At 64.2% G+C, this 26,228-nt stretch carries 27 protein-coding genes and 1 riboswitch; of the genes, 18 read left to right on the forward strand and 9 right to left on the reverse strand.

Features of this window, described 5'->3' with window-relative positions; genetic code table 11:
• Nucleotides 1–19: 19 nt before the first annotated feature.
• Nucleotides 20–772: a crotonase/enoyl-CoA hydratase family protein gene (locus LB528_RS08830; RefSeq protein WP_224515998.1), complete on the forward strand. Its 753-nt coding sequence runs from the start codon at nucleotides 20–22 to the stop codon at nucleotides 770–772.
• 21 nt (nucleotides 773–793) lie between these two features.
• Here LB528_RS08830 and pdxH read toward each other — a convergent pair whose 3' ends face one another.
• The gene (gene pdxH / locus LB528_RS08835) at nucleotides 794–1,411 is read right to left on the reverse strand and encodes a pyridoxamine 5'-phosphate oxidase (RefSeq protein ID WP_224515999.1); all 618 of its coding nucleotides are present in this window, start codon (nucleotides 1,409–1,411) and stop codon (nucleotides 794–796) included.
• Nucleotides 1,412–1,451: 40 nt separating this feature from the next.
• On the opposite strand from pdxH, the gene LB528_RS08840 reads away from it, so the two are divergent.
• The 4 genes from LB528_RS08840 to LB528_RS08855 all read left to right on the forward strand — a co-directional run bounded on the left by LB528_RS08840 (nucleotide 1,452) and on the right by LB528_RS08855 (nucleotide 4,526).
• Nucleotides 1,452–1,916 carry an RT0821/Lpp0805 family surface protein gene (locus LB528_RS08840; protein ID WP_224714566.1) on the forward strand — a complete coding sequence of 155 codons (465 nt, stop codon included), beginning with the start codon at nucleotides 1,452–1,454 and terminating at the stop codon, nucleotides 1,914–1,916.
• Between the two features lie 114 nt (nucleotides 1,917–2,030).
• Entirely contained in the window at nucleotides 2,031–2,957 is a 927-nt protein-coding gene (locus LB528_RS08845) for a DnaJ C-terminal domain-containing protein (protein WP_224714567.1), read from the forward strand.
• A gap of 107 nt (nucleotides 2,958–3,064) precedes the next feature.
• Complete coding sequence (gene fabI, locus LB528_RS08850) at nucleotides 3,065–3,883, forward strand: enoyl-ACP reductase FabI (protein ID WP_224714568.1); 819 nt, start codon at nucleotides 3,065–3,067, stop codon at nucleotides 3,881–3,883.
• Between the two features lie 55 nt (nucleotides 3,884–3,938).
• Nucleotides 3,939–4,526: a histidine phosphatase family protein gene (locus LB528_RS08855; protein WP_224714569.1), complete on the forward strand. Its 588-nt coding sequence runs from the start codon at nucleotides 3,939–3,941 to the stop codon at nucleotides 4,524–4,526.
• Between the two features lie 194 nt (nucleotides 4,527–4,720).
• Here LB528_RS08855 and LB528_RS08860 read toward each other — a convergent pair whose 3' ends face one another.
• Nucleotides 4,721–4,984, reverse strand: a complete 264-nt coding sequence (locus tag LB528_RS08860; RefSeq protein ID WP_224516004.1) for a DUF1344 domain-containing protein — start codon at nucleotides 4,982–4,984, stop codon at nucleotides 4,721–4,723.
• Nucleotides 4,985–5,189: 205 nt separating this feature from the next.
• Between LB528_RS08860 and aroC the strand changes: the two genes are divergently transcribed.
• Together aroC and ribB are read left to right on the forward strand one after the other, a co-directional pair.
• The gene (aroC, locus tag LB528_RS08865) at nucleotides 5,190–6,299 is read left to right on the forward strand and encodes a chorismate synthase (RefSeq protein ID WP_224714570.1); all 1,110 of its coding nucleotides are present in this window, start codon (nucleotides 5,190–5,192) and stop codon (nucleotides 6,297–6,299) included.
• A gap of 84 nt (nucleotides 6,300–6,383) precedes the next feature.
• Entirely contained in the window at nucleotides 6,384–7,484 is a 1,101-nt protein-coding gene (gene ribB, locus LB528_RS08870) for a 3,4-dihydroxy-2-butanone-4-phosphate synthase (RefSeq protein WP_224714571.1), read from the forward strand.
• 138 nt (nucleotides 7,485–7,622) lie between these two features.
• Here ribB and LB528_RS08875 read toward each other — a convergent pair whose 3' ends face one another.
• The gene (locus LB528_RS08875; protein WP_224516007.1) at nucleotides 7,623–8,843 is read right to left on the reverse strand and encodes an MFS transporter; all 1,221 of its coding nucleotides are present in this window, start codon (nucleotides 8,841–8,843) and stop codon (nucleotides 7,623–7,625) included.
• Nucleotides 8,844–8,963: 120 nt separating this feature from the next.
• Between LB528_RS08875 and LB528_RS08880 the strand changes: the two genes are divergently transcribed.
• Nucleotides 8,964–9,557, forward strand: a complete 594-nt coding sequence (locus tag LB528_RS08880; protein WP_224714572.1) for a TetR/AcrR family transcriptional regulator — start codon at nucleotides 8,964–8,966, stop codon at nucleotides 9,555–9,557.
• Nucleotides 9,558–9,787: 230 nt separating this feature from the next.
• Nucleotides 9,788–10,771: a hypothetical protein gene (locus LB528_RS08885; protein WP_224714573.1), complete on the forward strand. Its 984-nt coding sequence runs from the start codon at nucleotides 9,788–9,790 to the stop codon at nucleotides 10,769–10,771.
• Here LB528_RS08885 and bluB read toward each other — a convergent pair whose 3' ends face one another.
• Nucleotides 10,772–11,503: a 5,6-dimethylbenzimidazole synthase gene (bluB, locus tag LB528_RS08890; protein ID WP_224714574.1), complete on the reverse strand. Its 732-nt coding sequence runs from the start codon at nucleotides 11,501–11,503 to the stop codon at nucleotides 10,772–10,774. It lies immediately after the preceding gene.
• Between the two features lie 42 nt (nucleotides 11,504–11,545).
• A riboswitch (cobalamin riboswitch) is annotated at nucleotides 11,546–11,724 on the reverse strand.
• Nucleotides 11,725–11,840: 116 nt separating this feature from the next.
• On the opposite strand from bluB, the gene LB528_RS08895 reads away from it, so the two are divergent.
• The 6 genes from LB528_RS08895 (at nucleotide 11,841) to LB528_RS08920 (ending at nucleotide 16,875) form a co-directional block, all read left to right on the forward strand.
• Nucleotides 11,841–12,767: a histone deacetylase family protein gene (locus LB528_RS08895; RefSeq protein WP_224714575.1), complete on the forward strand. Its 927-nt coding sequence runs from the start codon at nucleotides 11,841–11,843 to the stop codon at nucleotides 12,765–12,767.
• A gap of 3 nt (nucleotides 12,768–12,770) precedes the next feature.
• The gene (locus LB528_RS08900) at nucleotides 12,771–13,022 is read left to right on the forward strand and encodes an exodeoxyribonuclease VII small subunit (RefSeq protein WP_095766752.1); all 252 of its coding nucleotides are present in this window, start codon (nucleotides 12,771–12,773) and stop codon (nucleotides 13,020–13,022) included.
• Between the two features lie 44 nt (nucleotides 13,023–13,066).
• Nucleotides 13,067–13,333, forward strand: coding sequence for a DUF2277 domain-containing protein (locus tag LB528_RS08905; RefSeq protein WP_140694206.1), 267 nt, complete (start codon nucleotides 13,067–13,069; stop codon nucleotides 13,331–13,333).
• 10 nt (nucleotides 13,334–13,343) lie between these two features.
• On the forward strand, nucleotides 13,344–14,264 hold the full coding sequence (locus LB528_RS08910; RefSeq protein ID WP_224516012.1) for a pirin family protein: 921 nt from the start codon (nucleotides 13,344–13,346) through the stop codon (nucleotides 14,262–14,264).
• A 265-nt stretch (nucleotides 14,265–14,529) separates the two neighbouring features.
• Nucleotides 14,530–16,437, forward strand: a complete 1,908-nt coding sequence (dxs, locus tag LB528_RS08915; RefSeq protein WP_224714576.1) for a 1-deoxy-D-xylulose-5-phosphate synthase — start codon at nucleotides 14,530–14,532, stop codon at nucleotides 16,435–16,437.
• A gap of 150 nt (nucleotides 16,438–16,587) precedes the next feature.
• A complete protein-coding gene (locus LB528_RS08920) occupies nucleotides 16,588–16,875 on the forward strand; it encodes a hypothetical protein (RefSeq protein ID WP_224714577.1) in 288 nt (95 codons plus the stop codon).
• Here the strand turns inward: LB528_RS08920 and LB528_RS08925 are convergent.
• Complete coding sequence (locus LB528_RS08925) at nucleotides 16,872–17,273, reverse strand: GFA family protein (RefSeq protein ID WP_224714578.1); 402 nt, start codon at nucleotides 17,271–17,273, stop codon at nucleotides 16,872–16,874. The genes LB528_RS08920 and LB528_RS08925 overlap by 4 nt on opposite strands.
• A 109-nt stretch (nucleotides 17,274–17,382) precedes the next feature.
• On the opposite strand from LB528_RS08925, the gene LB528_RS08930 reads away from it, so the two are divergent.
• From LB528_RS08930 to LB528_RS08940, 3 genes are all read left to right on the forward strand, one after another.
• Nucleotides 17,383–18,150 (forward strand): TlyA family RNA methyltransferase, encoded by a 768-nt coding sequence (locus LB528_RS08930; RefSeq protein WP_224714579.1) that lies wholly within the window; start codon nucleotides 17,383–17,385, stop codon nucleotides 18,148–18,150.
• The gene (locus tag LB528_RS08935; RefSeq protein ID WP_224714580.1) at nucleotides 18,147–19,388 is read left to right on the forward strand and encodes a class I SAM-dependent RNA methyltransferase; all 1,242 of its coding nucleotides are present in this window, start codon (nucleotides 18,147–18,149) and stop codon (nucleotides 19,386–19,388) included. The genes LB528_RS08930 and LB528_RS08935 overlap by 4 nt, the downstream gene beginning before the upstream one ends.
• A gap of 179 nt (nucleotides 19,389–19,567) precedes the next feature.
• On the forward strand, nucleotides 19,568–22,396 hold the full coding sequence (locus LB528_RS08940; protein WP_224714581.1) for a caspase domain-containing protein: 2,829 nt from the start codon (nucleotides 19,568–19,570) through the stop codon (nucleotides 22,394–22,396).
• 362 nt (nucleotides 22,397–22,758) lie between these two features.
• Here the strand turns inward: LB528_RS08940 and LB528_RS08945 are convergent, their stop codons facing one another.
• From LB528_RS08945 to LB528_RS08960, 4 genes are all read right to left on the reverse strand, one after another.
• Nucleotides 22,759–23,430, reverse strand: coding sequence for a transglutaminase-like cysteine peptidase (locus LB528_RS08945; RefSeq protein ID WP_224714582.1), 672 nt, complete (start codon nucleotides 23,428–23,430; stop codon nucleotides 22,759–22,761).
• A 188-nt stretch (nucleotides 23,431–23,618) separates the two neighbouring features.
• A complete protein-coding gene (tldD, locus tag LB528_RS08950) occupies nucleotides 23,619–25,031 on the reverse strand; it encodes a metalloprotease TldD (RefSeq protein ID WP_224515395.1) in 1,413 nt (470 codons plus the stop codon).
• A 100-nt stretch (nucleotides 25,032–25,131) separates the two neighbouring features.
• The gene (locus LB528_RS08955) at nucleotides 25,132–25,599 is read right to left on the reverse strand and encodes a YbjN domain-containing protein (protein WP_224714583.1); all 468 of its coding nucleotides are present in this window, start codon (nucleotides 25,597–25,599) and stop codon (nucleotides 25,132–25,134) included.
• Between the two features lie 71 nt (nucleotides 25,600–25,670).
• Nucleotides 25,671–26,210: an invasion associated locus B family protein gene (locus LB528_RS08960; protein WP_224515399.1), complete on the reverse strand. Its 540-nt coding sequence runs from the start codon at nucleotides 26,208–26,210 to the stop codon at nucleotides 25,671–25,673.
• Between the last annotated feature and the right edge of the window lie 18 nt (nucleotides 26,211–26,228).

The following is a 26,228-nucleotide window of genomic DNA, read 5'->3' on the forward strand; positions in this document are numbered from 1 at the left end:
CGTTCACAAGGAAAAAATCGTGACAGACCACATCCTCGTCGAGCGCCAGGGCGCGGTGCAGATCATCCGCATCAACCGCCCCGACAAGAAGAACGCGCTGACGCGCGCCATGTATGCGAAAATGTCGGCGGCGCTCGCCGAAGGCGACGCCGATTCGGCGGTCCGCGTCCAAGTCTTCCTCGGCGTTCCGGGCGCCTTCTCCTCCGGCAACGACCTAGCCGATTTCCTGGTCATCGCCACCGGCGGCGAGGGCGGCAACGAGGTCTGGGATTTCCTGATGGCGCTGGCCAAGGCCGAAAAGCCGATGGTGTCGGGCGTTGACGGCATTGCGGTGGGCATCGGCACTACGCTCAACCTACATTGCGACCTGACCTTTGCCACGCCGCGCACGCTGTTCCGCACGCCCTTCGTCGATCTCGGCCTGGTGCCGGAAGCCGGCTCCAGCCTGATCGTTCCGCAACTGCTTGGCCGGCAGGGCGCCTTCGCGCTGCTCGGCCTCGGCGAAGGCTTTTCGGCCGAGCGCGCCAAGGCCGCGGGGCTGATCTACGATGTCGTCGCGGAAGACTCCCTCGAAAGCGCGGTGTTGGCCGCCGCCAACGACATCGCGGCCAAGCCGCCGCAGGCGCTGAAGATCGCGCGCGACCTGATGCGCGAGCCGCGCGATGAATTGATCGCCCGCATCAAGGTCGAAAGCGAGCATTTCCGCGAGCGGCTGACCTCCGAAGAGGCGCGCGCTGCGCTCACCGCTTTCATGACGCGCAAGAAGGGCTGAGTCCTTCGCCTCTGTTACCGTTCAAGGATAAAGCCGCGTCTTGTCCCATCCGCCTTGCGCGTTGCGCGAAAAGACGACGCGGTCATGCAGGCGGAACGGCCTGTCGTGCCAGAACTCGATCGTCTGCGGCAGGATGCGGAAGCCCGACCAGTGTTTTGGCCGCGGGATATCGCCGATGGCGTAGCGCGCCGTGTATTCGGCCACCGCCTTTTCCAGCGCGAAGCGGCTCTCCAGCGGCCGCGACTGTTTCGAGGCCCAGGCGCCGATGCGGCTGCCGCGTGGGCGCGTGGCATAATAGACGTCGGCCTCGGCGTCGCCGACGATCTCGACCGGCCCGCGCACCCGCACCTGGCGGCGCAGCGATTTCCAGTGGAAGCACATCGCCGCCTTCATGCTGCCAAGAATTTCGCGGCCCTTGGCGCTCTCGAAATTCGTGTAGAAGACAAACCCCTTTTCGTCGAAGCCCTTGAGCAGCACCATCCGCACATCCGGCATGCCGTCGGCGTCGACGGTTGCCAGCGCCACTGCGTTGGGATCGTTGGGTTCGCTTTTCGTGGCGTCCTCCAGCCATGCGGCAAAGAGCCGGAAAGGCTCCGCGGCCTCGGTGAAGTCACCGCTTGTTAACTCAGTTTCGTTCATAGTTTTCCGAATTTTTACCGTTCCGGGAGGAGTTCGCCGATTGTTGCGTATCGCGCAAGCTTTTGACAGCAGGCAATGGGGCGTTATCGCTTCGGCCAGCGTCAAGGCTGTGGTCGTGACGGCGGCCATTTCCCTTGCCGGCTGCGGTGCGGGCGGCTTCAGCCTGGAAAAGATGGATGTCGACCGCTCGATCATCACTTCCAGCGCGCCGTCCTCGCCTGCTGCTCCGGCGATCGCCGACAAGGACTCCGACCAGACCACCATCGGCAACGCCGTTTCTTCCGCCGATATCAAGGAACTTGGCGGCCAGGCCGTGCCATGGGCCAACGCCGGCACCGGTTCGCGCGGCGCCATCACCGAGTTGGTCGAGCTGAAGGACGGCGGTGTGACCTGCCGCCGCTTCAGCGCCACGCGCGAGAGCTTCGACGGTGTTGCGCTCTACAAGGGCGAGTTGTGCCTCGCCGAAGCCGGGGGTTGGCGCATGCAGGAATTCAAGGCGCTCTGATTCCGGTGCTCTGAGTTTCAGGCGCTAATTGCCCTTGCGCCACTGGAATTTCTTCCTATGCGAGCGCATATAGGGGGGCGACTACAAATCCATTCTCTCTTGCAGGCAGGAAGCATGCGCGACCCCTATGAGGTGCTGGGCGTTGCCAAGAACGCATCGGCCAAGGACATAAAATCGGCTTACCGGAAGCTCGCCAAGAAGTATCATCCGGACCAGAATCCGAATGATCCCAAGGCGAAGGACCGTTTTGCCGCCGCCAACCAGGCCTACGAGATCGTCGGCGATGAGAAGACGCGCGCTGCCTACGATCGCGGCGAGATAGACGCCGAGGGCAAGCCGAAATTCCAGGGTTTTGAAGGCGCGGCCGGCGGCGACCCGTTCGCCGGTTTCCGCCGTCAGCAGGGCCCGGGCGGTGCGCATTTCGAATTCCGCACCGGGCGCCCGGGCGGCGATCCGTTCGACGGCAACAGCGACATCTTCAGCCAGATATTCGGCGAAGCCTTTTCCGGCGCCCGCGGCGCCGGCCGGGCAGACCGCCGCCAGCCGGTCCAGGCGGCCGATCTCAACGTCACCATGGATATCAGCGTCGAGGAGGCAGCCACTGCCGATAAGGTGACGGCGATGTTTCCCGACGGCCGCAAGGTCGCGGTCAAGCTGCCGGCCTATGTCGAGGACGGCCAGACGATCCGCCTGAAGGGCCAGGGCGAGCAGGGTCCGGGCCAGCCGGGCGACGCGCTGGTCAAGATCCATATTCGCCGCCATCCGCGTTACCGCATCGAGGGGCGCGACCTACATGTCGATCTGCCCGTCGATCTGGCCGATGCCGTGCTCGGCGCCAAGGTGGCGGTCGAGACGCCGACCGGCAAGCTCGCGGTCAACGTTCCGGCATGGTCGAGCTCGGACAAGGTGCTGCGCCTGAAGGGCAGGGGTCTGCCGGAAAAGGCCGGCGGCCATGGCGATCTGTATGCCCATGTGCGGCTGATGCTGCCGGAGAGCGGCGATGCCGAGCTCGAGGCCCTGATGCGCCGCAGAAAAGGGTGATTGAGGGAATTTTGTTCCTGTTGCAGTGTCTTTTGAGCGCTTGAAGGGGCTTTGTGCCTGTGCGATAGGCTCTCCACAAAGCAGATTTTCTTGCGGAGAGCTTGCACATGGCGGGTGGACAGGGCCTGATGGCCGGTAAGCGGGGCCTGATCCTGGGTGTCGCCAACAATCGGTCGATCGCTTTCGGCATCGCCAAGGCTTGCGTCGATCACGGCGCCGAAATCGCGCTGACCTATCAGGGCGAGGCCTTCAAGAAGCGCGTGGAGCCGCTCGCGGCTGAGCTCAACGCGCATGTCGCCGGCCATTGCGACGTCACCGACCCGGAAAGCCTCGACGCCGTCTTCGCCGATATCGCCAGGCACTGGGGCAAGCTCGACTTCCTCGTCCACGCCATCGCCTTCTCCGACAAGGACGAGCTCACCGGCCGCTATGTCGAGACGACCCGCGACAATTTCCTCCGCACCATGGATATCTCGGTGTTTTCCTTCACCACCATCGCCAAGCGCGCCGAGCCGCTGATGACCGATGGCGGCTCGCTGTTGACGCTGACCTATTACGGCGCCGAGAAGGTGATGCCGCATTACAACGTCATGGGCGTCGCCAAGGCGGCGCTGGAAGCAAGCGTGCGCTATCTCGCAGTCGATCTCGGTGCCAAGAAGATCCGTGTCAACGCGATCTCCGCCGGTCCGATCAAGACGCTGGCCGCCTCCGGCATCGGTGATTTCCGCTATATCCTGAAGTGGAACGAGTACAATTCGCCGCTGAAGCAGACGGTCACCCAGGAAGAAGTCGGCGATTCCGGCGTCTATTTCCTGTCGGACCTGTCGCGCGGCGTGACCGGCGAGGTCCATCATGTCGATTCCGGCTACCATGTCGTCGGCATGAAGGCGGTCGACGCGCCGGATATCTCGACCGTCAAGGACTGATCCTTACCTTCGCCTATCCTTCGTCCCAGGCCCTGGCCCGACCTTGGAAGACCTGATGTATCCGCTCGCCTACATCGCGCGCCACGGCCAGACTGAGTGGAATGCCGAGCACCGCCTGCAGGGCCAGGCCGACACCGACCTCAATGCGTTCGGCCGCAAGCAGGCGACGCGCAATGGACTACGACTGGCGGAACTCGTCAGAAATCCTGCGGATTTCGACTTTATCGCCAGCCCGATGCGGCGCACGCGTGAGACGATGGAACTGATGCGCGAAGCTATGGGGCTCGATCCCTCCGGCTACCGCACCGATCCGCGCCTGGTCGAGATAAGTTTCGGCGACTGGCAGGGCTTCACTTTCGCCGAACTGGAGAAGCGTGCCCCCGGTTCAACCGACGGCCGCCGCCACGCCAAGTGGGACTTCCAGCCGCCGGGCGAGGGCGCGGAAAGCTACGAGATGCTGCTCGAGCGGATAAAACCGTGGTTCGACGCGCTGCGCCAGCCGACCGTCTGCGTCACCCATGGCGGCGTCATGCGCTGCTTCTTCCGCTTGGTCACCGGCATTTCCAAGCAGGAGGCCGCCAGCCTCGAAATCCCCCAGGACCGTCTGCTGCGGCTGGAGGGCCGGAGCTTGGCGTGGCTTTAACAAATCGAGCCCTGGCAAATTCAGGTCAGGCCGAGTCGAGAAAGCTGATTCCGAGAACGGGCCTACGCTGGCCGTAGCCTTCGTAGCGCGGAGGCCCTCATTAGAGCTTCGGGCGGCGAAGGCCGGAGCGTACTTTCAGTACGTGAGCACCGGAAGCGCCGGAAGCCGCCTTCGCAGGCCGGCATCACCTGAATTTAGTTCTGGTCGCTGTCGGGCAACTGCATATCCGTCACGACATTCTCGCCATTGGTCACGTCATAGGCAATGACGATGTCCATGCCGGGCTTCAGCGAGTCGAGATCGGTCTCGGCGTTGAGCTTGTAGGCCTTGCCGTCGTCAAGCGTCAGCGTCAGCGTGTCCTTGTCGACCTTCTTGATCAGGCCTTCGGTCTGGCCGGCGAACGCGGCGGCGGTGGAAATCAGCAACATGGCGCAGGCGGCGCCAATCAGGGTACGCATCGTCGTCCTCTTTAGGTCATTGCGCCGGCTGGTAGCGGCGGATCCTCAACGGCGGATGGGAAGAGAGCAGAAACCAACCGAATGTGTCAAAACTAAATCCGCCACATCACAGTTTGATGCATCCGATCACCGTTTGACCACTGTGGAAAACGCCAATAGAAGGCAGCCTTAACCGGGTTCCCTCGCCGGGGCAGGGCGTATTCTCATGTCGCACAACACATTCGGCCATCTCTTTCGCGTCACCACCTGGGGTGAAAGCCATGGCGCCGCGCTCGGCTGCGTTGTTGACGGCTGTCCGCCCGGCATCCGCTTCAAGCGCGAGGACATCCAGGCCGAACTCGACCGCCGCCGCCCTGGGCAGTCGCGCTTCGTCACCCAGCGCCGCGAGCCGGACGAGGTCAAAATCCTGTCCGGCTTCATCCTCGACGAAGACGGCAAGACGATGATCACCACCGGCACACCGGTGTCGATGCTGATCGAGAATGTCGACCAGCGCTCCAAGGATTATGGCGAGATCGCCCGCCAGTACCGGCCGGGCCATGCCGACTATACCTACGACGTCAAATACGGGCTGCGCGACCACCGTGGCGGCGGCCGCTCCTCGGCGCGTGAGACGGCAGCGCGGGTGGCGGCCGGCGCCCTGGCGCGCAGGATAGTGCCCGGCATGACGGTGCGCGGCGCGCTGGTCTCGATGGGCGAAAAGTCGATCGACCGCGCCAACTGGAACTGGAATTTCGTCGGCGACGCCGAGAACCCGTTCTTCACCCCGGATCCCGCCTCGGTCCCGGTCTTCACCGCCTATCTCGACGGCATCCGCAAGGCTGGCTCTTCGGTCGGCGCGGTGATCGAGATCGTCGCCGACGGCGTGCCGCCCGGCCTCGGCGCGCCGATCTATGCCAAGCTCGACCAGGACATCGCGTCCGGCCTGATGTCGATCAACGCCGTTAAGGGCGTCGAGATCGGCAATGGTTTCGAGGCGGCCTGCATCACCGGCGAACAGAACGCCGATGAGATGCGCATGGGCAATGACGGCAAGCCGGTGTTCCTGTCCAACAATGCCGGCGGCATCCTCGGCGGCATCTCGACCGGCCAGGCGATCGTCGCCCGCTTCGCCGTCAAGCCGACCTCATCGATCCTGACCCCACGCCAGTCGATCGACAAGGACGGCAAGGACGTCGAGGTGATGACCAAAGGCCGCCACGACCCGTGCGTCGGCATCCGCGCCGTGCCGATCGGCGAGGCGATGGTTGCCTGCGCGATTGCCGATCATTATCTGCGGCACAGAGGACAAACAGGGAGGGGAGCAGGGGAGTAAGGCAGTAGGGGAGCATGCTAACGCCTGCCCGGTGGCCAAAACTTTTTCCTTTCCCCTACTCCCTTGCGAGCGAAGCGAGCACCGATGCCATACGACCAGAAGAAGATCGTCGAAGCGATCCGTGCCTTCGAGCGCGGCGAGATCGTCGTCGTCATGGACGATGACGGGCGCGAGAACGAGGGCGACCTGATCGTCGCCGCCGTCCATTGCACGCCGGAGAAGATGGCCTTCATCGTCCGCCACACCTCCGGCATCGTCTGCACGCCGATGCTGCGCGAGGACGCGAGACGGCTGAACCTCGCGCCGATGGTGGCGGATAATGATTCCGCCCATACCACCGCCTTCACCGTCAGCGTCGATTTCAAGCACGGCACCACGACCGGCATTTCCGCCGACGACCGCACGCTCACCGTGCGCAACCTTGCCAACGGCAATGTCGGCCCCTCGGATTTCGTGCGCCCCGGCCACATCTTCCCGCTGATCGCGCGCGAAGGCGGCGTCTTGATGCGCTCCGGCCATACGGAAGCCGCGGTCGATCTCTGCAAGCTCGCCGGCCTGCCGCCGGTCGGCGTTATCTCGGAACTGGTCAATGACGACGGCACGGTCAAGCGCGGGCCGCAAGTGCAGGCCTTCGCCGAGGAACATGGGCTGAAGCAGGTCTCGGTCGCCGACCTCATCGCCTATCGGCAGCGCAAGGAGACGCTGGTCGAACGCGTCGCCTGCTCGGACATCGATACGCCCGGTGGCAAGGCGCAGGCCTTCACCTACACGCTGCCCTGGGATTCCATGCACCATCTCGCGGTCGTCTTCGGCGACATCCGCGATGGCGAAGAGGTGCCGGTACGGCTGCATTCGGAAGATGTCGTCACCGACGTCTTCGGCACCAGCCACCGGCTCGACGGCATCATGAAGGCGATGGGCGAGCGCAGGCGCGGCGTCATCGTCTATCTGCGCGAAGGCTCGGTCGGTGTCGCCCATCAGGAGCGCAAGCGGCCCGCGAGTGGCGACGGCGAGGACCACGAGGAAGCCCGCCACCGCGAGAACGAATGGCGCGAGATCGGGCTCGGCGCCCAGATCCTCAAGGACCTGGGCATCTCCTCGATCAACCTGATCGCCTCGCGCGAGCGCCACTATGTCGGGCTTGAGGGGTTTGGCATTCACATCGCCAAGACGGAAATTCTGTAGGCCTCGAAGGGTTGACGAGGTCCTACAGCGGTCCGCCGGCCTGGCTGGCTGACCGAAAGCCTGCGCGACGGAGGCGATGTCGCAGGCCGTCGGATAACTGCCAACGTCTGCGACGATGATCGGACGGCCGAATAGCCGTCACTCCGCCGCAACCACCGCCTCGCCCCTGTCCGCCTCGCAATCCTCCGTCGCCAGCCGGCATTGGCCGGCCAGCACCGTGACCAGCGCGATTGCTCCGGCCGCGACCGAAACCCAGAACCCGTTCTGCGGTCCGAAAGTGTCGACCATCCAGCCGGCGGCGAAGGAGCCCAGCGCCATGCCGATGCCGATCCCGGTCGTCACCCAGGTGACACCTTCGGTGAGCATCGCCGGCGGCACGTGGCGCTCGATCAGGCCGAAGGCGGTGATGAAGGTCGGCGAGATCGCGACGCCGCTGACGAACACCGCGAGCGCGAGCGTCGGCACCGTGTCGGCGAAGAGCAGTGGCAAGGTGGTGAGTGCGATCACGGTGACCGCGAGTGCCAATTGCCGTTGCAGCGGCGCCTTGAGGCTGAGCGCGCCGACGATGATGCCGAGCACGAAGGATCCCAGCGCATAGACGCCGATGACGAGGCTTGCCGCCTCAGGTTGGCCAAGCTCTTTGGTGATGGCGACTGTGGTGACTTCCGTCGTGGCGAAGGTCGCGCCGACGAAGATCAGCGCGAAAGTGATGATCTGCACCGGCCGCAGGCGGATCGCCGACCCGGCCGCGCCATGTTCGGCCGGGCGGACCGGCGGCTCGGACGAGCGCTGCAGCAGGAATGCCGCCGAGCCGAGCGCAAGCAGCAACGTGCTGACCACCATGCCTGCTTCGGGAAACAGCGCCGCGCTCAGGCCCACCGACAGCGAGGCGCCGGCGACATAGACCAGTTCGTCGGCGGCCGATTCGAAGGCAAACGCCGTGTTGAGCTCCGGCCGGTTGCGGAAGATCTCGGTCCAGCGCGCCCTGACCAGGGCCGGGATGCTGGGCATGGCGGCGGCAAGCAACGCCGACAGGAACAACGTCCAGACCGGCCAATGCCGGTTGGCCGCGACGACCAATGTCGCGAAGGAAAGCACCGAAACGAGCGTCATCGGCGCGGCGATCGCCGTCTGGCCGCGCCGATCCACCAGCCGCGACACCTGCGGCGACAGGAAGGCGTTCACCAGCGCGTATGTGGCCGAGACGGCGCCGGCCAGCCAATATTCGCCATGTGTTTGTGACAGCATTGCCACGATGCCGATCGGCGCCATGGCGATCGGTAAGCGCGCGATGAAGGCCGCCGCGGCAAAGCCTTTCGTGCCGGGAGCCCGAAAGATGTCCGAATAAGGGTTTCGCATGGTCCTGCTCCTCGACAAGGGTGAATGCCGCAACTACATACGCAGCGTATGAAAGTCAGATAATTCATACGCCGCGTATGTCAATTGGCATACGAAGCGTATGAGAATAGGTCCAGGGCCATGCACAAACCGCGCAAGGAGATGATCGCCGAGACGCGCGCCAAGCTGATCGCGGCCGCCCGCCATGCCTTTGGCACGATCGGCTATGCTGAGGCCTCGATGGACGATTTCACCGCTTCGGCCGGCCTGACGCGCGGGGCGCTCTACCACCATTTCGGCGACAAGAAGGGGCTGCTGCAGGCGGTGATCGCCGAGATCGACGGTGAGATGGCCTTGCGGGTGAACGAGGTGGCTTCGAAAGCGCCCACCCGCTGGCAGCATTTCGTCGACGAATGCACCACCTATATCGAGATGGCGCTGGAGCCGGAAATCCAGCGCATCATGTTCCGCGACGGCCCGGCGGTGCTCGGCGATCCGGCACTGTGGCCGAACGCCAATGCTTGCACCGCCTCGATGACCGAGCATCTGACCAGGCTGCAGGAAGAGGGCGTGGTCGTTCCGGAGCTTGATCCCGAGACGACCTCACGGCTGATCAATGGCGCCAGCAGCCAGGCCGCGCAGCGCATCGCCAATTCGAACGATCCGGAAGCCACCTCGAAGAAGGCGATCGCGGCCTTCAAGCAATTGCTCGAAGGCTTGCGCAAGAAGCCATGACGGTTCGCTTGGGTAACCAAGCCACCGGGTTGTGCACCGGTTTCAGGCCGGCGCAACCCTGCCGTGATTGACAATCGCCGGGGCAAGCGCATCCTCCTCCGCCATCTCTTACAGCGCCGCGCGTTCTTTGAACGCGCAAAGGACGCTGTAAAACTTTAATTCGGCGCATGATCCTTTCCGAAAATCGATTCCGATTTTCGGGTCATGCGCGGGGTGTGGGAGTCGGGGCCATGTGGGACTTCAGCATTGGCCGGTCTGTGTCGATCATGATGCGGACATGGCCGTTCATCATCTTTCGCATGATCGTCTATTTCGGCATCACAGGCGCCTACATCATGGCGACCGGTACCGGCGCCAGCGTCGGTTATGGCGTCGGGCACATCTCGACCAATCCCGACGGTCCGATGTCCTTTGCGCTGTGGGGCGGGGTGGTCGGCTTCGGGGTCGTCTCGATCGCCGTCTACTGGATCCGCGAATACATCCTCTATGTGCTGAAGGCGGGTCATATCGCCGTCATGGTGCATCTGATCGACGGTCATGACGTTCCCGACGGCCAGGGCCAGATCGCCTATGCGAAGGAAGTGGTCACCCAGCGCTTCGCCGAGGCCAACATCCTTTTCGTCGTCGACCAGCTGGTCAAGGGCGCCATCCGCGCCATCACCGGCCTGATCGGCGGCATCGCCGCCTTCCTGCCCATTCCGGGACTGGGCGGCGTGGTCAGCTTCATCAACACGGTGATCCGCCTGTCGCTGACCTATGTCGACGAGATCATCCTCGGCTATAACATCCGCATCAGTTCGAACTCGCCATTCGAGACGGCAAGACAAGGCGTGGTGCTCTACGCGCAGAACGGCAAGCACATGGTCAAGAACGCCGTCTGGCTGGCGGTGATCATGTGGGGCGTGTCCTTCGTCATCTTCCTGTTGATGCTGGCACCCGCGGCCGCCATTCTGTGGGTAATGCCGGGCCAGCTTGCCGGCTGGGCTTTCGTGCTCGCCATCGTCTTTGCCTGGGCCTTCAAGGCAGCCTTCATCGAGCCCTTCGCCATCGCCTCCCTGATGCAGGTCTATTTCGAAGCCATCGAAGGGCAGGAGCCCAATCCCGAATGGGACCGCCGGCTCGCCGAGACCTCGTCCAAATTCAGGGAACTGCGCGACAAGGCGCTGGGCTCTTTCGGCGCCGGCTCGCGCTGGGATACCCCGAGAGCCGCCTGATCATGGCTCTGATGGGCCGCCAAGCTTTGCGATTGCCGATTTGAGCGGCGCCTCGCCGGCGCCGCGAAACGTCTCGCTCATGACCAGTTCGGGCAGCGGCAGGCGCTTGCCCCAACCATGCGCCTCGAGGTCCGGCTTCGGCGCGAAAGCCGAGACGCGGCCGACGCAGAGATAGGCGATCGGCGTGACATGCTCCGGGATCGACAGAAGTTGCTTCAGCGACTCGGTTTCGATAATGCTCACCCAGCCGACGCCGACACCTTCGGCCCGCGCCGCCAGCCAGAAATTCTGCACCGCGCAGACGGTGCTGTAGAGATCCATCTCCGGATTGTGCCAACGCCCGAGAGGCGAGTCCTTCGAGCGCTTCCGGTCGCAGGTGATGCACAGATTGAGCGCGCTTTCGCAGATGCCTTCGAGCTTCAGCTTGCGATAGAGCGCCTGCCGCTCCGCCTCGATCGCCGGCAGTTCCTGCTCGCGCGCGGCGAGAAAAAGGTCAAGCACCTCCCGCCGTCTCGCGGGGTCGCGGATGACGATGAAATTCCAGGGCTGCATATAGCCGACAGACGGCGCATGATGCGCGGCGGTGATGAGCCGGGCCAGCACATTGTCATCGAGATCGTCGGGGACAAAATGGCTGCGCACGTCGCGCCTGGTGAACATGGCCCGGTAGACCGCGTCGCGCGCCAATTGGTCAAAGTCGCCGCCACTCGCGGCGATCGCTGCTGCTGTCATCGCTTTTCCCCTTGCGATAAACAGTCCCCCGCCTGACCAAGCGGAAGACCATGTCTGCCGGGCCGGTCTTCTGGCTCGGGATCGTCCCGCATCCGGCGCCTTCCCGTCTTCGACAGTGGCGTTTGCCGGCGCGGTCCCCCTTACAGTGTTGGGCACGCCACGGAGTTCAACCGTGTTCCCGATTCTCCCGCGTCGCGGGCACCAGGCAGCGAGGAGACCTTACAGCGAAGCCCGGCACCCGCCAATGGCATTAGCGACACGGCAAGACGCGATTTTCCCCAGCCATTCGGCCTGCCAAACATGGTCATTGCGGTCATAGGTCCCTAGATTAGGCGCCATGGCCACCCGTCTCTACACGCATCCGATCTTCCTCGAACACCTCACGCCGCCCGGTCACCCCGAGCGGCCAGACCGCCTGCGCGCCATCGAGCGCGTGCTCGACGACGAGGCGTTTTCGGCGCTCGACCGCGTCAAGGCGCCGGAAGGCGACGAGAAAACGATCCTCTATGCGCACCCGGAGGATTTCGTCGAGCGTGTCCGCGCCGCGATCCCTGAGAGCGGCATCGTCTCGATCGACGCCGACACAAGCGCCAGCCCGAAAAGCTGGCAGGCCGTGATCACCGCGATCGGCGGTGCCAACGCGGCGGTAGACGACGTCTTCGAGGGCCGTGCGGCAAACGTCTTCGTCGCCGCTCGTCCGCCCGGCCATCACGCCGAAAAGACCACCGCGATGGGCTTTTGCCTGTTCAACACGGCGGCGATCGCCGCCCGCTACGCCCAGAACAAGCATCAGGCAGAACGCGTTGCCATCGTCGATTGGGACGTCCATCACGGCAACGGCACCCAGGACATCTTCTGGGACGACCCGTCGGTCCTCTATTGCTCGACGCACCAGATGCCGCTTTATCCGGGCACCGGCGCGAAGAGCGAGACCGGCGCCGGCAACATCGTCAATGCGCCGCTGGCGCCGCAGACCGGCAGCGATCTCTTCCGCGACGCCTTCCTGTCGCGCGTGCTGCCGTCGATCGACGCGTTCGCGCCGGACCTGATCATCATTTCCGCCGGCTTCGACGCGCACCATCGCGACCCGTTGGCCGAGATCAACCTGACCGAGGACGATTTCGACTGGGCGACCGGGCAATTGATGGAACGCGCCGGCCGCCACAGCGGCAACAGGCTCGTCAGCCTGCTGGAAGGCGGCTACGATCTGCAGGGACTGGCATTTTCAGTCGCCGCTCATGTCGGGCGGCTGATGAAGGGATAGAGTATGGCATTGGAAGGCAATGAGGACGTCAAGGCGATGAGCTTCGAACAGGCGCTCGATGCGCTGGAGAAGATCGTCGATGATCTTGAGCGCGGCGACGTCCCGCTCGACCAGTCGATCAAGATCTATGAGCGCGGCGAGGCGCTGAAGGCGCATTGCGACAGGCTGCTGAAAGCGGCCGAGGACAAGGTCGAGAAGATCAGGCTTTCGCGCGACGGCAAGCCGGTAGGAACGGAGCCGCTGGACGCCGACTGATTTGGAATAGGGTGGGCAGAGAGAGCAGGTAAGGAGTTCAAGCCATGTGCCGCAACATCAAGACCTTGGCCAATTTCGAGCCGCCGGCGACCAATGACGAAGTGCATGACGCAGCGCTTCAATTCGTGCGCAAGCTGGCCGGCTCGACGAAGCCGTCCAAGCGCAACGAGCACGCTTTTTATCATGCAGTGGAAGCGATCGCGGCCGCTGCGCGCGAATTGATCGATTCGCTCGAAACCAATCAGGAACCGCGCAATCGCGAGGAAGAGGCTGCCAAGGCGAAGGCCAGGTCGGCGCTGCGTTTCGCCTGAGGGAACCGACATGAGCTTCTTTCCGGGAAACGACCCCGAACCCGGCGATGCCTTCGCCTGCGACCAGATCGAGCTGATGGTCGTTCCGAACGCCAAGGACATTGGCGGCTTCGAGGTGCGCCGCGCTCTGCCGACGGCAAAACGCCGCCTGGTCGGGCCGTTCATCTTCTTCGACCGCATGGGCCCGGCGATCCTGCGCGCGGGCCATGCGCTCGACGTGCGTCCACATCCGCATATCGGGCTGTCCACCGTCACCTACCTGTTCGACGGCAGGATCAGGCATCGGGATTCGCTCGGCACCGAAATGGTGATCGCGCCGGGCGACGTGAATCTGATGACAGCCGGGCGCGGCATCGTTCATTCCGAGCGCACGCCACAGGAACTGCGCGGCGCGCCGATGTCGGTCTCCGGCCTGCAGACCTGGCTGGCTTTGCCCGACGGCAAGGAGGAGATTGCCCCGGTGTTCGCGAACACGTCCGTGGCCCGCCTGCCGCAGATCGATGCCGAGGGTGTCAGCGGCCGCGTCGTCATTGGCGCGTTCTCAGGCCTGCGCTCGCCCGTGGCGACCGCCTCGGACACGCTTTACGCCGATCTCAGGCTGGCCGCCGGCGCCAGCGTGAAGATTCCGGCCGATGCCGAAGAGCGCGCCATCTATACGCTGGAGGGCAACGTCTCGATCGCCGGCGATGTTTTCCCGGCCGAACGGCTCCTGGTGTTCAAGCCGGGCGAGGAGATCGTTGTCTCTTCCGAGCGGGGTGCGCATTTCATGCTGTTCGGCGGCGCTTCGCTGGGCTCCAAGCGCTATATCTGGTGGAATTTCGTCTCGTCCTCCAAGGAACGCATCGAGCAGGCCAAGCAGGAATGGAAGACAGGTCGCTTCGATATCGTTCCCGGCGATGAGGAGGAGTTCATTCCGCTGCCCGAGAACTAAGGTGTGTTGATATTCAGGTGAAGCCGGCCTGCAAATGCCGGTTTCCTGCGCTTCCGGTGCTCACGTACTTTGAGTACGCTCCGCTCCGGTTCTCGGAATCCATCATTTTCGGCGCGGCCTGACCTGAATCTCAATACACCTTGCAGCGTAGCACGCGTCACTGACGCACATTTACATTCGCCCGCCGGCGGACTATTCCCGCGCATGATTATGGCGCGATCTGCTGGTAGCGCCGTGTTCGATCGATAAGGCAGGACGCGCCCGAGTGAAGCCAGACACGCCGCTGCTCGACAAGGTCCGCATTCCGGCGGATTTGCGGACGCTTGATGAGAGCGCGCTGCCGCAGCTTGCCGCGGAACTCCGCGCAGAGCTCATCGACGCCGTGTCGCAGACCGGTGGCCATCTCGGCGCCGGCCTCGGCGTCGTCGAACTGACCGTCGCGCTGCACTATGTGTTCAACACGCCGCAGGACCGGCTGATCTGGGATGTCGGCCACCAGGCCTATCCGCACAAGATCCTGACCGGCCGCCGCGACCGCATCCGCACGCTGCGCCAGGAAGGCGGCCTCTCCGGTTTCACCCGGCGCGCCGAGAGCGAATACGACCCGTTCGGCGCCGCCCATTCCTCGACCTCGATTTCAGCCGGTCTCGGCATGGCCATGGGGCGCGACTTGTCGGGTGGCCGCAACAATGTCATTTCCGTTATCGGCGACGGCTCGATGTCAGCCGGCATGGCCTTCGAGGCGCTGAACAATGCCGGCGCGCTCGATGCCCGGCTGATCGTCATCCTCAACGACAACGACATGTCGATCGCGCCGCCGACCGGCGCCATGAGCGCCTATCTGGCGAGGCTTGCCTCCGGCAAGGCCTATCTGGGCTTACGCGATTTCGGCAAGAAGCTGACATCCTACCTAGGCAAGCGCGCCGACCGCGCCATCACCCGTGCCGTCGAGCATGCGCGCGGCTATGTTACCGGCGGCACCTTGTTCGAGGAGCTTGGCTTCTACCATATCGGCCCCATTGACGGTCACAATCTCGAACATCTGATCCCGGTGCTGAAGAACGTCCGCGACAATGGCAAAGGCCCGGTGCTGATCCATGTCGTGACCCAGAAGGGCAAGGGCTACGCGCCGGCGGAGGCCGCGGCCGACAAGTATCACGGCGTCAACAAATTCGACGTCATCACCGGCGCGCAGGCCAAGGCGCCGGCCAACGCGCCCGCCTACACCAAGGTCTTCGCCGAGAGCCTGATCCAGGAAGCGCGTGAGGACGACCGCATCGTCGCCATCACCGCCGCCATGCCGAGCGGCACTGGCCTCGATCTCTTCGGCGAGGTGTTTCCGCAGCGAACCTTCGATGTCGGCATTGCCGAACAGCATGCGGTGACCTTCGCCGCGGGGCTCGCCACCGAAGGCTACAAGCCTTTCGCGGCCATCTATTCGACCTTCCTGCAGCGCGCCTACGACCAGGTCGTCCATGACGTGGCGATCCAGAAACTGCCGGTACGTTTTCCCATCGACCGCGCCGGTTTCGTCGGTGCCGACGGCGCCACCCACTGCGGCGCTTTCGATACGACCTTCCTGGCCACGCTGCCGGGCTTCGTTGTCATGGCCGCCGCCGACGAGGCGGAACTGCGCCATATGGTGCGCACCGCGGCCGCTTATGATGACGGCCCGATCGCCTTCCGCTATCCGCGCGGCAACGGCGTCGGCGTCGACATGCCGGAGCGCGGCTCGCTGCTCGAGATCGGCAGGGGCCGCATCCTCAAGGAAGGGACCAAGGTCGCGCTGCTTTCCTTCGGCACGCGGTTGCAAGATTGCCTTTTGGCGGCCGAGGAACTTGGCGCTGCGGGCCTTTCCACCACCGTCGCCGACGCCCGCTTCGCCAAGCCGCTGGACGAGGATCTGATCCGGCGGCTCGCCCGTTCGCATGAGGTGCTGGTGACCGTGGAAGAGGGCGCCATTGGCGGCTTCGCCAGCCAGGTGCTGCACTTCCTCGCCCATGAAGGCCTGCTGGAAAGCGGCCTCAAGGTGCGCCCGCTGGTGCTGCCGGACGTGTTCACAGACCATGCCAAGCCGGAAAAGATGTATGCCGATGCCGGGCTGGATTCGGCCGGCATCGTGCGCACTGTCTTCGCCGCGCTCGGCCGCGGCATGCAGGCGCAGCGCGCCTGAATCAGAACGTCAAGACGCAGAATCGATTTGCCGGCTTCCTGAACTAAGTTTTTGTTAAGGCTCCTGTTTTGCGGTTCGCTTACCCTGTCTCTTGGCCGTTTTTCAACGGCGCCCTGCTAAGACCTTGGTCCGAGGCAGGGGATAAGAACAATGAAGTCGTTCCTTTGCGGCATGGCCTTGTTGGCTGCAATGGCCGCGCCGGCGGCAGCCGAAACGCGTTACGACCGCAACCTTGAAAAAGCGGTGCTGGATATCGTCGCCGGCAAGATGGGCAACATCCGCGGCGGCTTCTCTTACAAGCAGGTTCCTCAACTCGTCGTGCTACCGGAAGCGGTGCGCGCCGCGCCCACTGCAGTTGAACCGCAGCGCAAGGAAGCCTCCGGCAATGAGGGCCTGATGCCCGCCGTCGAGCGCCAGGTTTCGCGCACTATTTTTTAGAACCACATATCACGTACGCATCGGCCGTCGCGCGGCAGGTCGTCGAAACTATTCAGGCCGTCGAAATGGTCGATCGGCAGGTCGGCGACCTCCTCGGGCGGCGCAAGCCTGACATTGACCGCGATACGCGTGCGGCCGCTTTCGCCGGAGCGCAGGCCGCGCCAGGCGACCACGCAGGCGCAGGTCGGACAGAACAGGATTTCTAGCGCGGGCTCCGCCACCTCGGCGCGTGTGTACGACTTCAGCGGTCCGGCGACGCGGATGCGCTCATCGACATAGTCATAGGCCCAGAGCGCACCGTAGCGGCGGCAAAGCGTGCAATTGCATGCGGTGATTCCACCGGGATCGCCCTCCAGCGTCCAATGAACCGCGCCGCAATGACAGGTACCTTTCAGCATTGCCACCTCCACCGGCTGAGGAACCGCCTGATCCTGTCGGCATTCTGTAGCCTATTGCCCGATATTCAAACCCATTGCGTTCGCGCCCGGCTTTCGCCAATGAAGGCCGATGAGTTCCCCTTTGCCAGCCAGCCGGCGCCAGCGGCTCGACGAATTGCTCGTTGGGCGTGGCCTGTTTGCCAGCCGTTCGCGCGCCCGTGACGCGATCGAGCGCGGCACGGTGACGGTTGACGGCGCCGTTGCCCGCAAGCCCGGCCAACCTGTCGCGCCGGACTGCCTGGTCGCCATCGACGATCCGGCTCAGGCCTATGTGTCGCGCGCCGCGCTGAAGCTGATCGCCGGCCTCGACCGTTTCGGCCTCGATCCTTCCGGCAGCGAGGCGATCGATATTGGCGCCTCGACCGGCGGCTTCACCCAGGTGCTGCTCGAGCGCCGCGCGGCCCATGTCACGGCGATTGATGTCGGCCACGGCCAGTTCCACCCTGACATTGCCGGTGACCCGCGCGTCACGGTGATCGAAGGGCTGAACGCGCGCGATCTGACGGCAGTCGATCTCGGCGGCCGCGTTCCCGGTTTCCTTGTCTGCGACGTCAGCTTCATCTCGCTGAAGCTTGCGCTGCCGCCGGCGCTGGAATTGGCGGGCGAGGGCGCCAAGGTAATCCTTCTGGTCAAGCCGCAATTCGAGGCGGGCCGCGAGGCCATCGGCAAGGGCGGCCTGCTCAAGGATCCGGGCGATGCCGAGCGCATTGCCGCAAATTTGCGCGACTGGCTGGCCGGCGTTCCCGGCTGGCGCGTGCTGGGACTTCAGCCATCGCCGATCGAAGGCGGCGACGGCAACCGCGAGTTCCTGCTCGCGGCCATGAAGGACGGGCGATGAGCACACGCTTCACCATCGCGAGGCTCGGTTCGCAGGGCGACGGCATCGCCAATGCCGAAGGCGGGGAGGTCTTCATCCCGTTCACGCTGCCGGGCGAAACGGTCACGGCCGCGCGCCAGAAGGACCGCGCCGCGCTGATGTCTGTATTGGAAGCCTCGCCGCTCAGGATCGGCCCGGCCTGCCGCCATTTCACCGAATGCGGCGGCTGCGCGCTGCAGCATTACGAGGCCGCAGCCTACCAGCAATGGAAGCGTGAGAAGGTCGTGCAGGCGCTGAAGGCCAAGGGCATTGTATGCGACATCGCTGCGCTGGTGCCTTGCGCGCCGCACAGCCGCCGCCGCGTCACCTTCAGCGCGAGGCGCACCGAGGCCGGCATGCTGCTTGGCTTCATGCGCGCGCTGTCTTCCGAGATCATCCCGATCGAGGAATGCCCGATCTCGCTGCCGGCGATCGTCTCGGCGCTCGACAAATTGCGCGCCCTCGCCGGATTGGTCTGCGCCACCCCGAAGACGTTTCATATGACGGTGACCGTCACCGCTTCAGGCCTCGACATAGCCGTGCACGATGCCGGCAAGCTTGGCGACCATCAGCGCCGTATCGCGTCGAATTTCATCATGGCCGAAGGTCTGGCGCGGCTTTCCGTCGACGGCGAGATCGTCGTCGAGCCGAGGAAGCCAGTGGTGCAGTTCGGATCGGTCGCGGTCGCCGTGCCGCCCGGCGCCTTCCTGCAGGCGACCGAAGCCGCCGAGCAGGCGATGGCGGACCTTGTCGGCCGGCATTTGTCGCGCGCCAGGAAGGTCGCCGACCTGTTTGCCGGCTGCGGCAGCTTCGCGCTCAGGCTCGCGGCGAAGTCAGAGGTTCATGCTGTGGAGGGCGATGCGCCGGCGCTCGCCGCGCTCGACCGCGCCTTCCGCTTCGCCGGCGGCCTGAAGCGGGTGACCAGCGAACGCCGCGACCTGTTCCGCCGGCCGCTGATCTTCAAGGAGTTGAACCTCTTCGACGGCCTCGTCTTCGATCCGCCGCGCGCCGGCGCCGAGGATCAGTCGAAGCAGATCGCCCGCTCCGACGTGCCGCTGGTCGCCGCGGTGTCCTGCAATCCGGTGACGCTGGCGCGCGATCTGCGCATCCTGATCGATGGCGGCTACACGCTGAAGAGCGTCACGCCGATCGACCAGTTCCTGTGGTCGCCGCATGTCGAGGCCGTGGCGCTTTTGGAGAAGCCGAAGCGGCGGCGGTAGCCCACGGCCGAGGGCTCGCATGAAAATTGTGAAGCCTCTGTTCTTTCGACGAAATTGTGCCCTAAAGCCGCCTTCATGCGGGCTCTTAATTCTGCTGTTAGGGAAACATTCCTGCCTCTCCGGCGTTATCGCGTTGGACCAATGGCGGACCCAATGGCGGACAAGGATGGCGGATTGCAATGCGCTCGCTTCGGAAAGTCATCGGTCTTGTCGTCGTTCTCATCGCGTTCGCCGTCGCGTCCACGACGGGCGCGCTCGCCCAACAGCAGAAACGTCTCGCATTCGTCATCGGCAACGCCGCCTATCCGTCGGATGCGCTGGTCACCTCCGCGAATGACGCCGGCCTGATCGCGCAGACCCTGCAAGCAGCAGGGTTCGATGTGGTCGGCGCGCGCGACGTCGACCAGGAATCATTGCGTGGCGCGCTGCGCGATTTCCTTGGAAAGGTTTCCGCCGCCGGTCCGGACGCGACCGTTTTCGTATACCTCGCCGGCCGCGGCGTGCAGTTCGAAGGTGAGAACTATTTCTTGCCGGTCGACGCTCAGATCGCCAATCCGGCCGACGTGCCGCTGCAAGCCATGCGGCTCTCCGATATCACCAGGTCCCTGGCGGGACTGCCGGCGAAGGTCAATATCGTCGTTCTCGACGCGGCTCGGCCGAATGCGCTTCCGAAAATGAGCCAGCCGCTGGCCAGCGGTCTCGCGCTGGTCGACCCCGACCCCAACATGCTGATTGCGTTCAATGCGGCGCCTGGAACGGTTGCGCCGGAAGGCAAAGGCCCATACGGCGCCTATGCTCAGGCGCTCGCCGAGATGATGCGCGAAGGCGGCTTGTCGCTTGACGATGTTTTCGACCGCACGCGGCTACGCGTCAACGAGGTGACGCAAGGCGCCGAAATCCCGTGGGACGCCTCGAAGATCAACACGCCTTTCGTCTTCTTCGAACGCGCTCCGGACGCGCCGCCGCCGAAGGTTTCGGAGGCCGAAGAACGGGCCAACCGGACTAGGCCGATCCGCGACTTCAATGCGCATGACGCCTATGTCGCGGCACTCGATCGCGACACCATGCGCGGCTACGAGGAATTCCTCGTCGCCTATCCGCACGATCCGATGGCCAAGCGTGTGCGCGCCATCATCGCTGCGCGGCGCGAGGCGATCACCTGGCGCGAAACATGGCTGCGGGATACGCCGGAGGCCTATTGGTCCTACCTCGAGCGCTATCCGCACGGGCTGCATGCCTGGGACGCGCGCCGCCGGCTGGAGCATTTCGACGCCGAGCTCGAGCCACCGACGAGCTTCACTGTCATCGTCTACGACGTGCCGCCGCCGCCGCCGGAGGAAATCGTCTATGTCGATCGTCCGGTGCTCTATTTCGACGATCCCGATTTCGATTTTGAGCCGCCGCCCCCGATCGACGTGATATTCCTGCCGCCTCCGCCGCCGGATTTCGTCGTGCTGCCGCCGCCCCCACCGCCGGTCGATGTCTACGTCCTGCCGACGCCGGTCTTCGTCCCCGTGCCGGTCTGGGTCAGGCCGCCGCGTGACATCGTGCCGCCGCCGAACGACATCATCTTCAACAACATTCACAACACGACCGTCATCAACAACACGACGATCAACAACGAGCCGGCCAATCAGGCTGGACAGCCGAGCGCCAATGCACCGAGCGGTCTCACCCCCGGGCAGAAGATGGCGGCTGGCGCGGGCGCGGCCGCACTGGCGGCCAAGGTGGCGCTGCCGCCGGTGCTGCAGAAAAGGGCGGTGCTGTTCAGGCAAAACCAGGGCGGCCAGCCGCCGAAGCCGGGCCAGGCTGCCACGCAGGGCCAGCAGCCTGGTGCGACGCCGCCATCGCTGAAGCCGGGCCAGGCTGTCACGCAGGGCCAGCAGCCGGGTGCGACGCCGCAGGCGAGGACGATGGGTAAGCACTCGACCGATCACGCCCTGCCGGGAGCTGACGGCAAAGCGCTGCCGCTTGTCAACGGCAAGCCGGTGCTCAACGGCCAGAACGCGCCCAACAGGAAGGTGCTGGGCAAGCAAGGCACGGCGAGTGGCAACGAGCAGGCTACCGGGAATGCCGGCGCCCCCGTTACGGGCAACGGCCAGCAGAACGGAGTTGTCGACGATCAGGGCAAGAAGGGTAAGTTCCGCAAGCTGCCGACCGTCAATGGCGCACCGGGCGAGAGCGGACAGAACGTCCAGCAGAGGTTCAGGAAGAACAATCCGAATGCGTTGTCCGGCCAGAACGAGGGCAGGCCGAGGAAGCTGACACGCAAAGATTTGTCGGCAGGCCAGACAGCTGTCGGCCCGAGCGATCAAGGCTCGGACAACGGAGGCGGTAGAGGTAAGAAGCTCCGCAAGCTGCCGACCGTCAATGGCGCGCCGGGCGAGAACGGGCAGAACGCTCAGCAGAGGTTCGGGAAGAACAATCCGAATGCGTTGTCCGGCCAGAACGAAGGCAGGCCGAGGAAGCTGACACGCAAAGATTTGTCGGCAGGCCAGACAACTGTCGGCCCGAGCGATCAAGGCTCGGTCGTCGGAGGCGATAGAGGCAAGAAGTTCCGCAAGCTGCCGACCGTCAACGGCGCGCCGGCCGACAACCGGCCGAGCGTTCAGGAGCGGCTCAGGAGAAACAATCCGAGCGTGTTCTCCGACCAGAATCAGGGCGCGGCCAACGGAAACAGGAAGTTCCGCAGGCTGCCGAACGGCGAAGAGGGCTCCGCCGGCGCAGGCACCAACGTCCGGCGCAACTTCAAGCAGGAAAGGCCGGACGTGCAGGTGCTCAGGCCGCAAAGGCCAGAGTTCCAGGCGCAGCCAAGGCCTCAGATGCAAGAGAGACGCCTGCAGCAGTTGAGGCCTGAGCCTCAGATGCAAGAAAGACGCTTGCAGCAGCAGCGGCCTCAGCCTCAGATGCAGGAACGGCGCCTGCCGCAGCAGCCCAAGGAGCAGCCGCCGCAGGGAAACAAGAAGCCGACCTGTGGGCGTCCTGGCGAGCCGCCCTGCCAGCAGTAGGCCAGCAAGGCTTGCCTGGCGGCAATGGCCCGTCCGTAGGCCGGATTATTTTACGGCCCACGATTTGCGAGGTTGAGAATGTGACGGCCAAATCTGTCAAAAGCAGACCGGACCGCTCTGGTCGCGCCGGGAGCGATTGTGGGAAAAAGGTGAAAGGGTCGAGCTCGGCGACTCCACCGTAGCCTTCCCTCCGGAATTGCATCCCAGGGATATAGAGCGGCTCGCCGTTTCCGTGAAACGGCAAAACGCTCTGGCTTTAGTCTAGAGCATGATCCCGAAAAGTGGGAACCGGTTTTCGGAGAAGATCATGCTCCAACAAAGAGTTAGATCAGGATGGCGATTCAACGAAACGTCATCCTGATCTACGAGCTTGGAGACAGCCGTTTCGCCGTGCCGCCGCGCTGGTTGAGCGAAACCCAGACATTCGGGTTCTGCTGCGATTGGCGTTTCAGGAAATAATAGCCGGTGGCGTTCCAGGGCCGGATTTCGTCGACCAGATTGTCCAGCACGAAATCGCCCTTGTCGGTCTTCACCGTCAGGATGGTGTGGCCCTCATTGTGAAGATCGCGCACCACCGTCATCAGCAGCGCCTGCCGGGGAAATCCCGCGTCCTGGAGAAGCTTGCGCTTGTAGAGCGCGTAGATCTTGCAATCGCCCTTGCCATCGGTCGGATAGTCCCAATGGTCCATCATCGTGCCCCAGTGGTCGTAATTGCTGACCGGCTTGATGGAACGGTTCGCCGTCCGATTTATCCGCTTGAGGATGCTCATGTTCTGCGCGGTCAGCCTAATGCTCGCGGGGGGCAGGGTGGGCACCTTGCACTCCTTCGGCCGGCGATGACAGAAATCGAGCCAGCCATATGGAACGCTGGTGCTGCTACCGACGGCGGCGGAGCTTGCAGCAGGTCGTGTCGACGTTGGCTTGAACGGCGACGACTGCGCCGCTGCAGGGCCGACTTGCAGCGACGCGGCGCCAACCAACGAAACGAGGCCAAGGAGGAGGGAAGAGGCCAGGACGCCAGGGGAACGCTGCATTGCCGACACCACCGCAACCAGAAGACTGGCGAGAAGCTAATGCGCAAACGCCTGCCCCGCCAATTAAACAATTACTAATGTCCTAACACGATTGTGTTCACTTCAAGGTGGAGGATGCATTCAAGCCGGAATCAATCGCCTGGCGCGGGGACTGCTCGGATGGTCGTTCGGGCAGCGAACGAAAGGCCTCAAACCCTGGTGCCGCCCACCGTCATCTGGTTCATCCGCAGATGCGGCTGGCCGACGCCGACAGGCACGCCCTGTCCGGCCTTGCCGCACATGCCGATGCCGGTGTCGAGCTGCATGTCGTTGCCGATCATGCTGACGCGGTGCATGGCGTCAGGACCGTTGCCGATCAGCATCGCGCCCTTGATCGGCTGCGTCACCTTGCCGTCCTCGATCATGTAGGCTTCGGTGCAGCCGAACACGAACTTGCCGGAGGTGATGTCAACCTGGCCGCCGCCGAAGGAAACGGCATAGATGCCGTTCTTGACCGAGGCGATGATCTCTTCCGGCTGCATGTCGCCGGAGGTCATGTAGGTGTTGGTCATGCGCGGCATCGGCTGGTGCGCATAACCCTCGCGGCGGCCGTTGCCGGTCGCCTTCATGCCCATCAGCCGGGCGTTCTGGCGGTCCTGCATATAGCCGACCAGTATGCCGTCATCGATCAGCACGTTGCGCGCCGAAGGCGTGCCTTCGTCGTCGACGGTGAGCGATCCGCGCCGCTCGGGGATCGTGCCGTCATCGACCACGGTGACGCCCTTTGCTGCGACCTGCTGGCCCATCAGGCCGGCGAAGGCCGATGTCTTCTTGCGGTTGAAATCGCCTTCGAGCCCGTGTCCGACCGCCTCGTGCAGCATCACGCCCGGCCAGCCGCTGGAGAGCACGATGTCGAACGTGCCCGCCGGCGCAGGGACGGCCTCGAGATTGACCAGCGCCTGCCTCAGCGCCTCGCTGGCTGCATGCTTCCAGCTTTCCTCGCTGACGAATTCGCCAAAACTCTTGCGGCCGCCCATGCCATAGGAGCCGCTCTCCTGCCGGTCGCCGCTGCCGACCACGACCGAAACGTTGATCCGGACCAGCGGGCGGATGTCGCGCACGATCTGGCCGTCGCCGCGCATGATCTCGACATGCTGCCAGGAGGCGGCGAGCGAGGCCGTCACCTGGCGCACGCGCGGATCCTTGGCCCGCAGCCAGCCGTCGATCTCCTGCAGCAGCTTTGCCTTGGCCTCGAAAGACGGCGAGGGGATAGGGTTCTCGTCGCCATAGAGATGGCGGTTGGTGCGGGCGGGCGCTCCGGCCAATGTGCCGGAATAGCCGCCCTTGACCGCCGAGACGGCATCGGCCGCGCGCAGCAGCGAGGCCTCGGAGAGATCGCTGGAATGCGCGTAGCCGCTGGCCTCGCCGGCCACGGCGCGCAGGCCAAAACCCTGGTCGGTGTTGAAATTGGCCGTCTTCAGCCGGCCATTGTCGAACATCAGCGCTTCGCTTTCGCTGTATTCCAGGAACAGCTCGCCGTCGTCGGCGCCCTTGATGGTCTCGGTGACGATCTCTTTGACGCGATCGTCGGAAATATCGAATTGGCCGATCAGGCTGTTCATGGCAAATCCATTCGTGGAAACAAAATCGTTGCACCGGATGTAGGCGCAAAGCCGCCATTGCACAATCGCCAACAGGATCAAGCCGACGATTGCGCCGCCGTCACTCGCCGCTCAGGAAGTTCTTGATGTTGGCGGCCATCGCGTTCCAGTTGGAAAACTGTTCCTCGAGATTGGCTTTGGTGATGCCGCCGGCGAAAGAGACATCCATCTTGAAATTCGAGCCGTCGCCCGAATAGGCCTTCACCCAGCGGTATTTTGCGTTCCAGGCGTTGGCTTGGTCGGCGGTCAGCGGGTCGGTGTAGCCGGTCGAGAACTGCAGCGACTTGCAGTTCTCGTGGTCTTCGCAGCCATAGAAATAGATCACGTATTTGACGCCCTCGACCCGCCCGGAAATCATCGGGTCGCCATTATCGTCCCTGCCCATCCTGGCCGAGCCGAAACCCTTGGCGACATCGAGGATCGCCGCCGGTTCCGGGCTCTGGAGGATTTCGGCATCCTCGGCCCGCGCGGCCGAAACCGCAGCGACCAGCGCCAGACCGGTAACGAAAGCGGATAAATTCGCGCGCATTGAGCCTCCTGGCCACCAAACGCGCATTCGCCACCTGACCTCAGGATCAGGAGCGGCGCGTAGCAAGAAGATCAAGGTAGGGCGGCGAAACCTTCCGCAAAGCCCTTGAGGTCGACGGGAATGCCGATGCCTTCCTCGGGCGTCTGGAAGACGATGAAGGTGGCCGAGGTGCCGCTCTTCAACGTGTCGAGCAGCGGCTTTTCGAGGATCACCTCGGCGTAGCAGCCGTCCTGGAAGCAGCGCACGAAATAAGCGCGGCCGATATCCTTGCCGTCGACATTGAGGCCGAGGCCGTTGGGAAGCAGCACGCCGAGCGGAGCCAGCACGCGCAGGATCTCGGCCTTGTTGTCGGCGGTGCGTAGCACCACGACCGAAAGGCCCATTTCAGGACGGTCCTCGGCGACGACGTTCTGCATCATCACGCATTGTTCGGACGTCGCGCCCGCCGGCGTGTCGCAGATGATCGACCACGCGCCATGCGTCGACTTTACCGTGCCGCTCGGGGGCGTGGCATTGTTCGGCGAGGCGGCGGCGCCAACGGCTATGCCGACGCCGAGCAAGGCAAGGGCAAGAACGACCTTCGCCAAGGTTCTCGAAAGCCAGGAAGTCATGACGGCTCCATTGCGAAT

Origin of the sequence: Mesorhizobium sp. CA4 (assembly GCF_020165075.1) — a bacterium.
Taxonomy (GTDB): Bacteria; Pseudomonadota; Alphaproteobacteria; order Rhizobiales; family Rhizobiaceae; genus Mesorhizobium.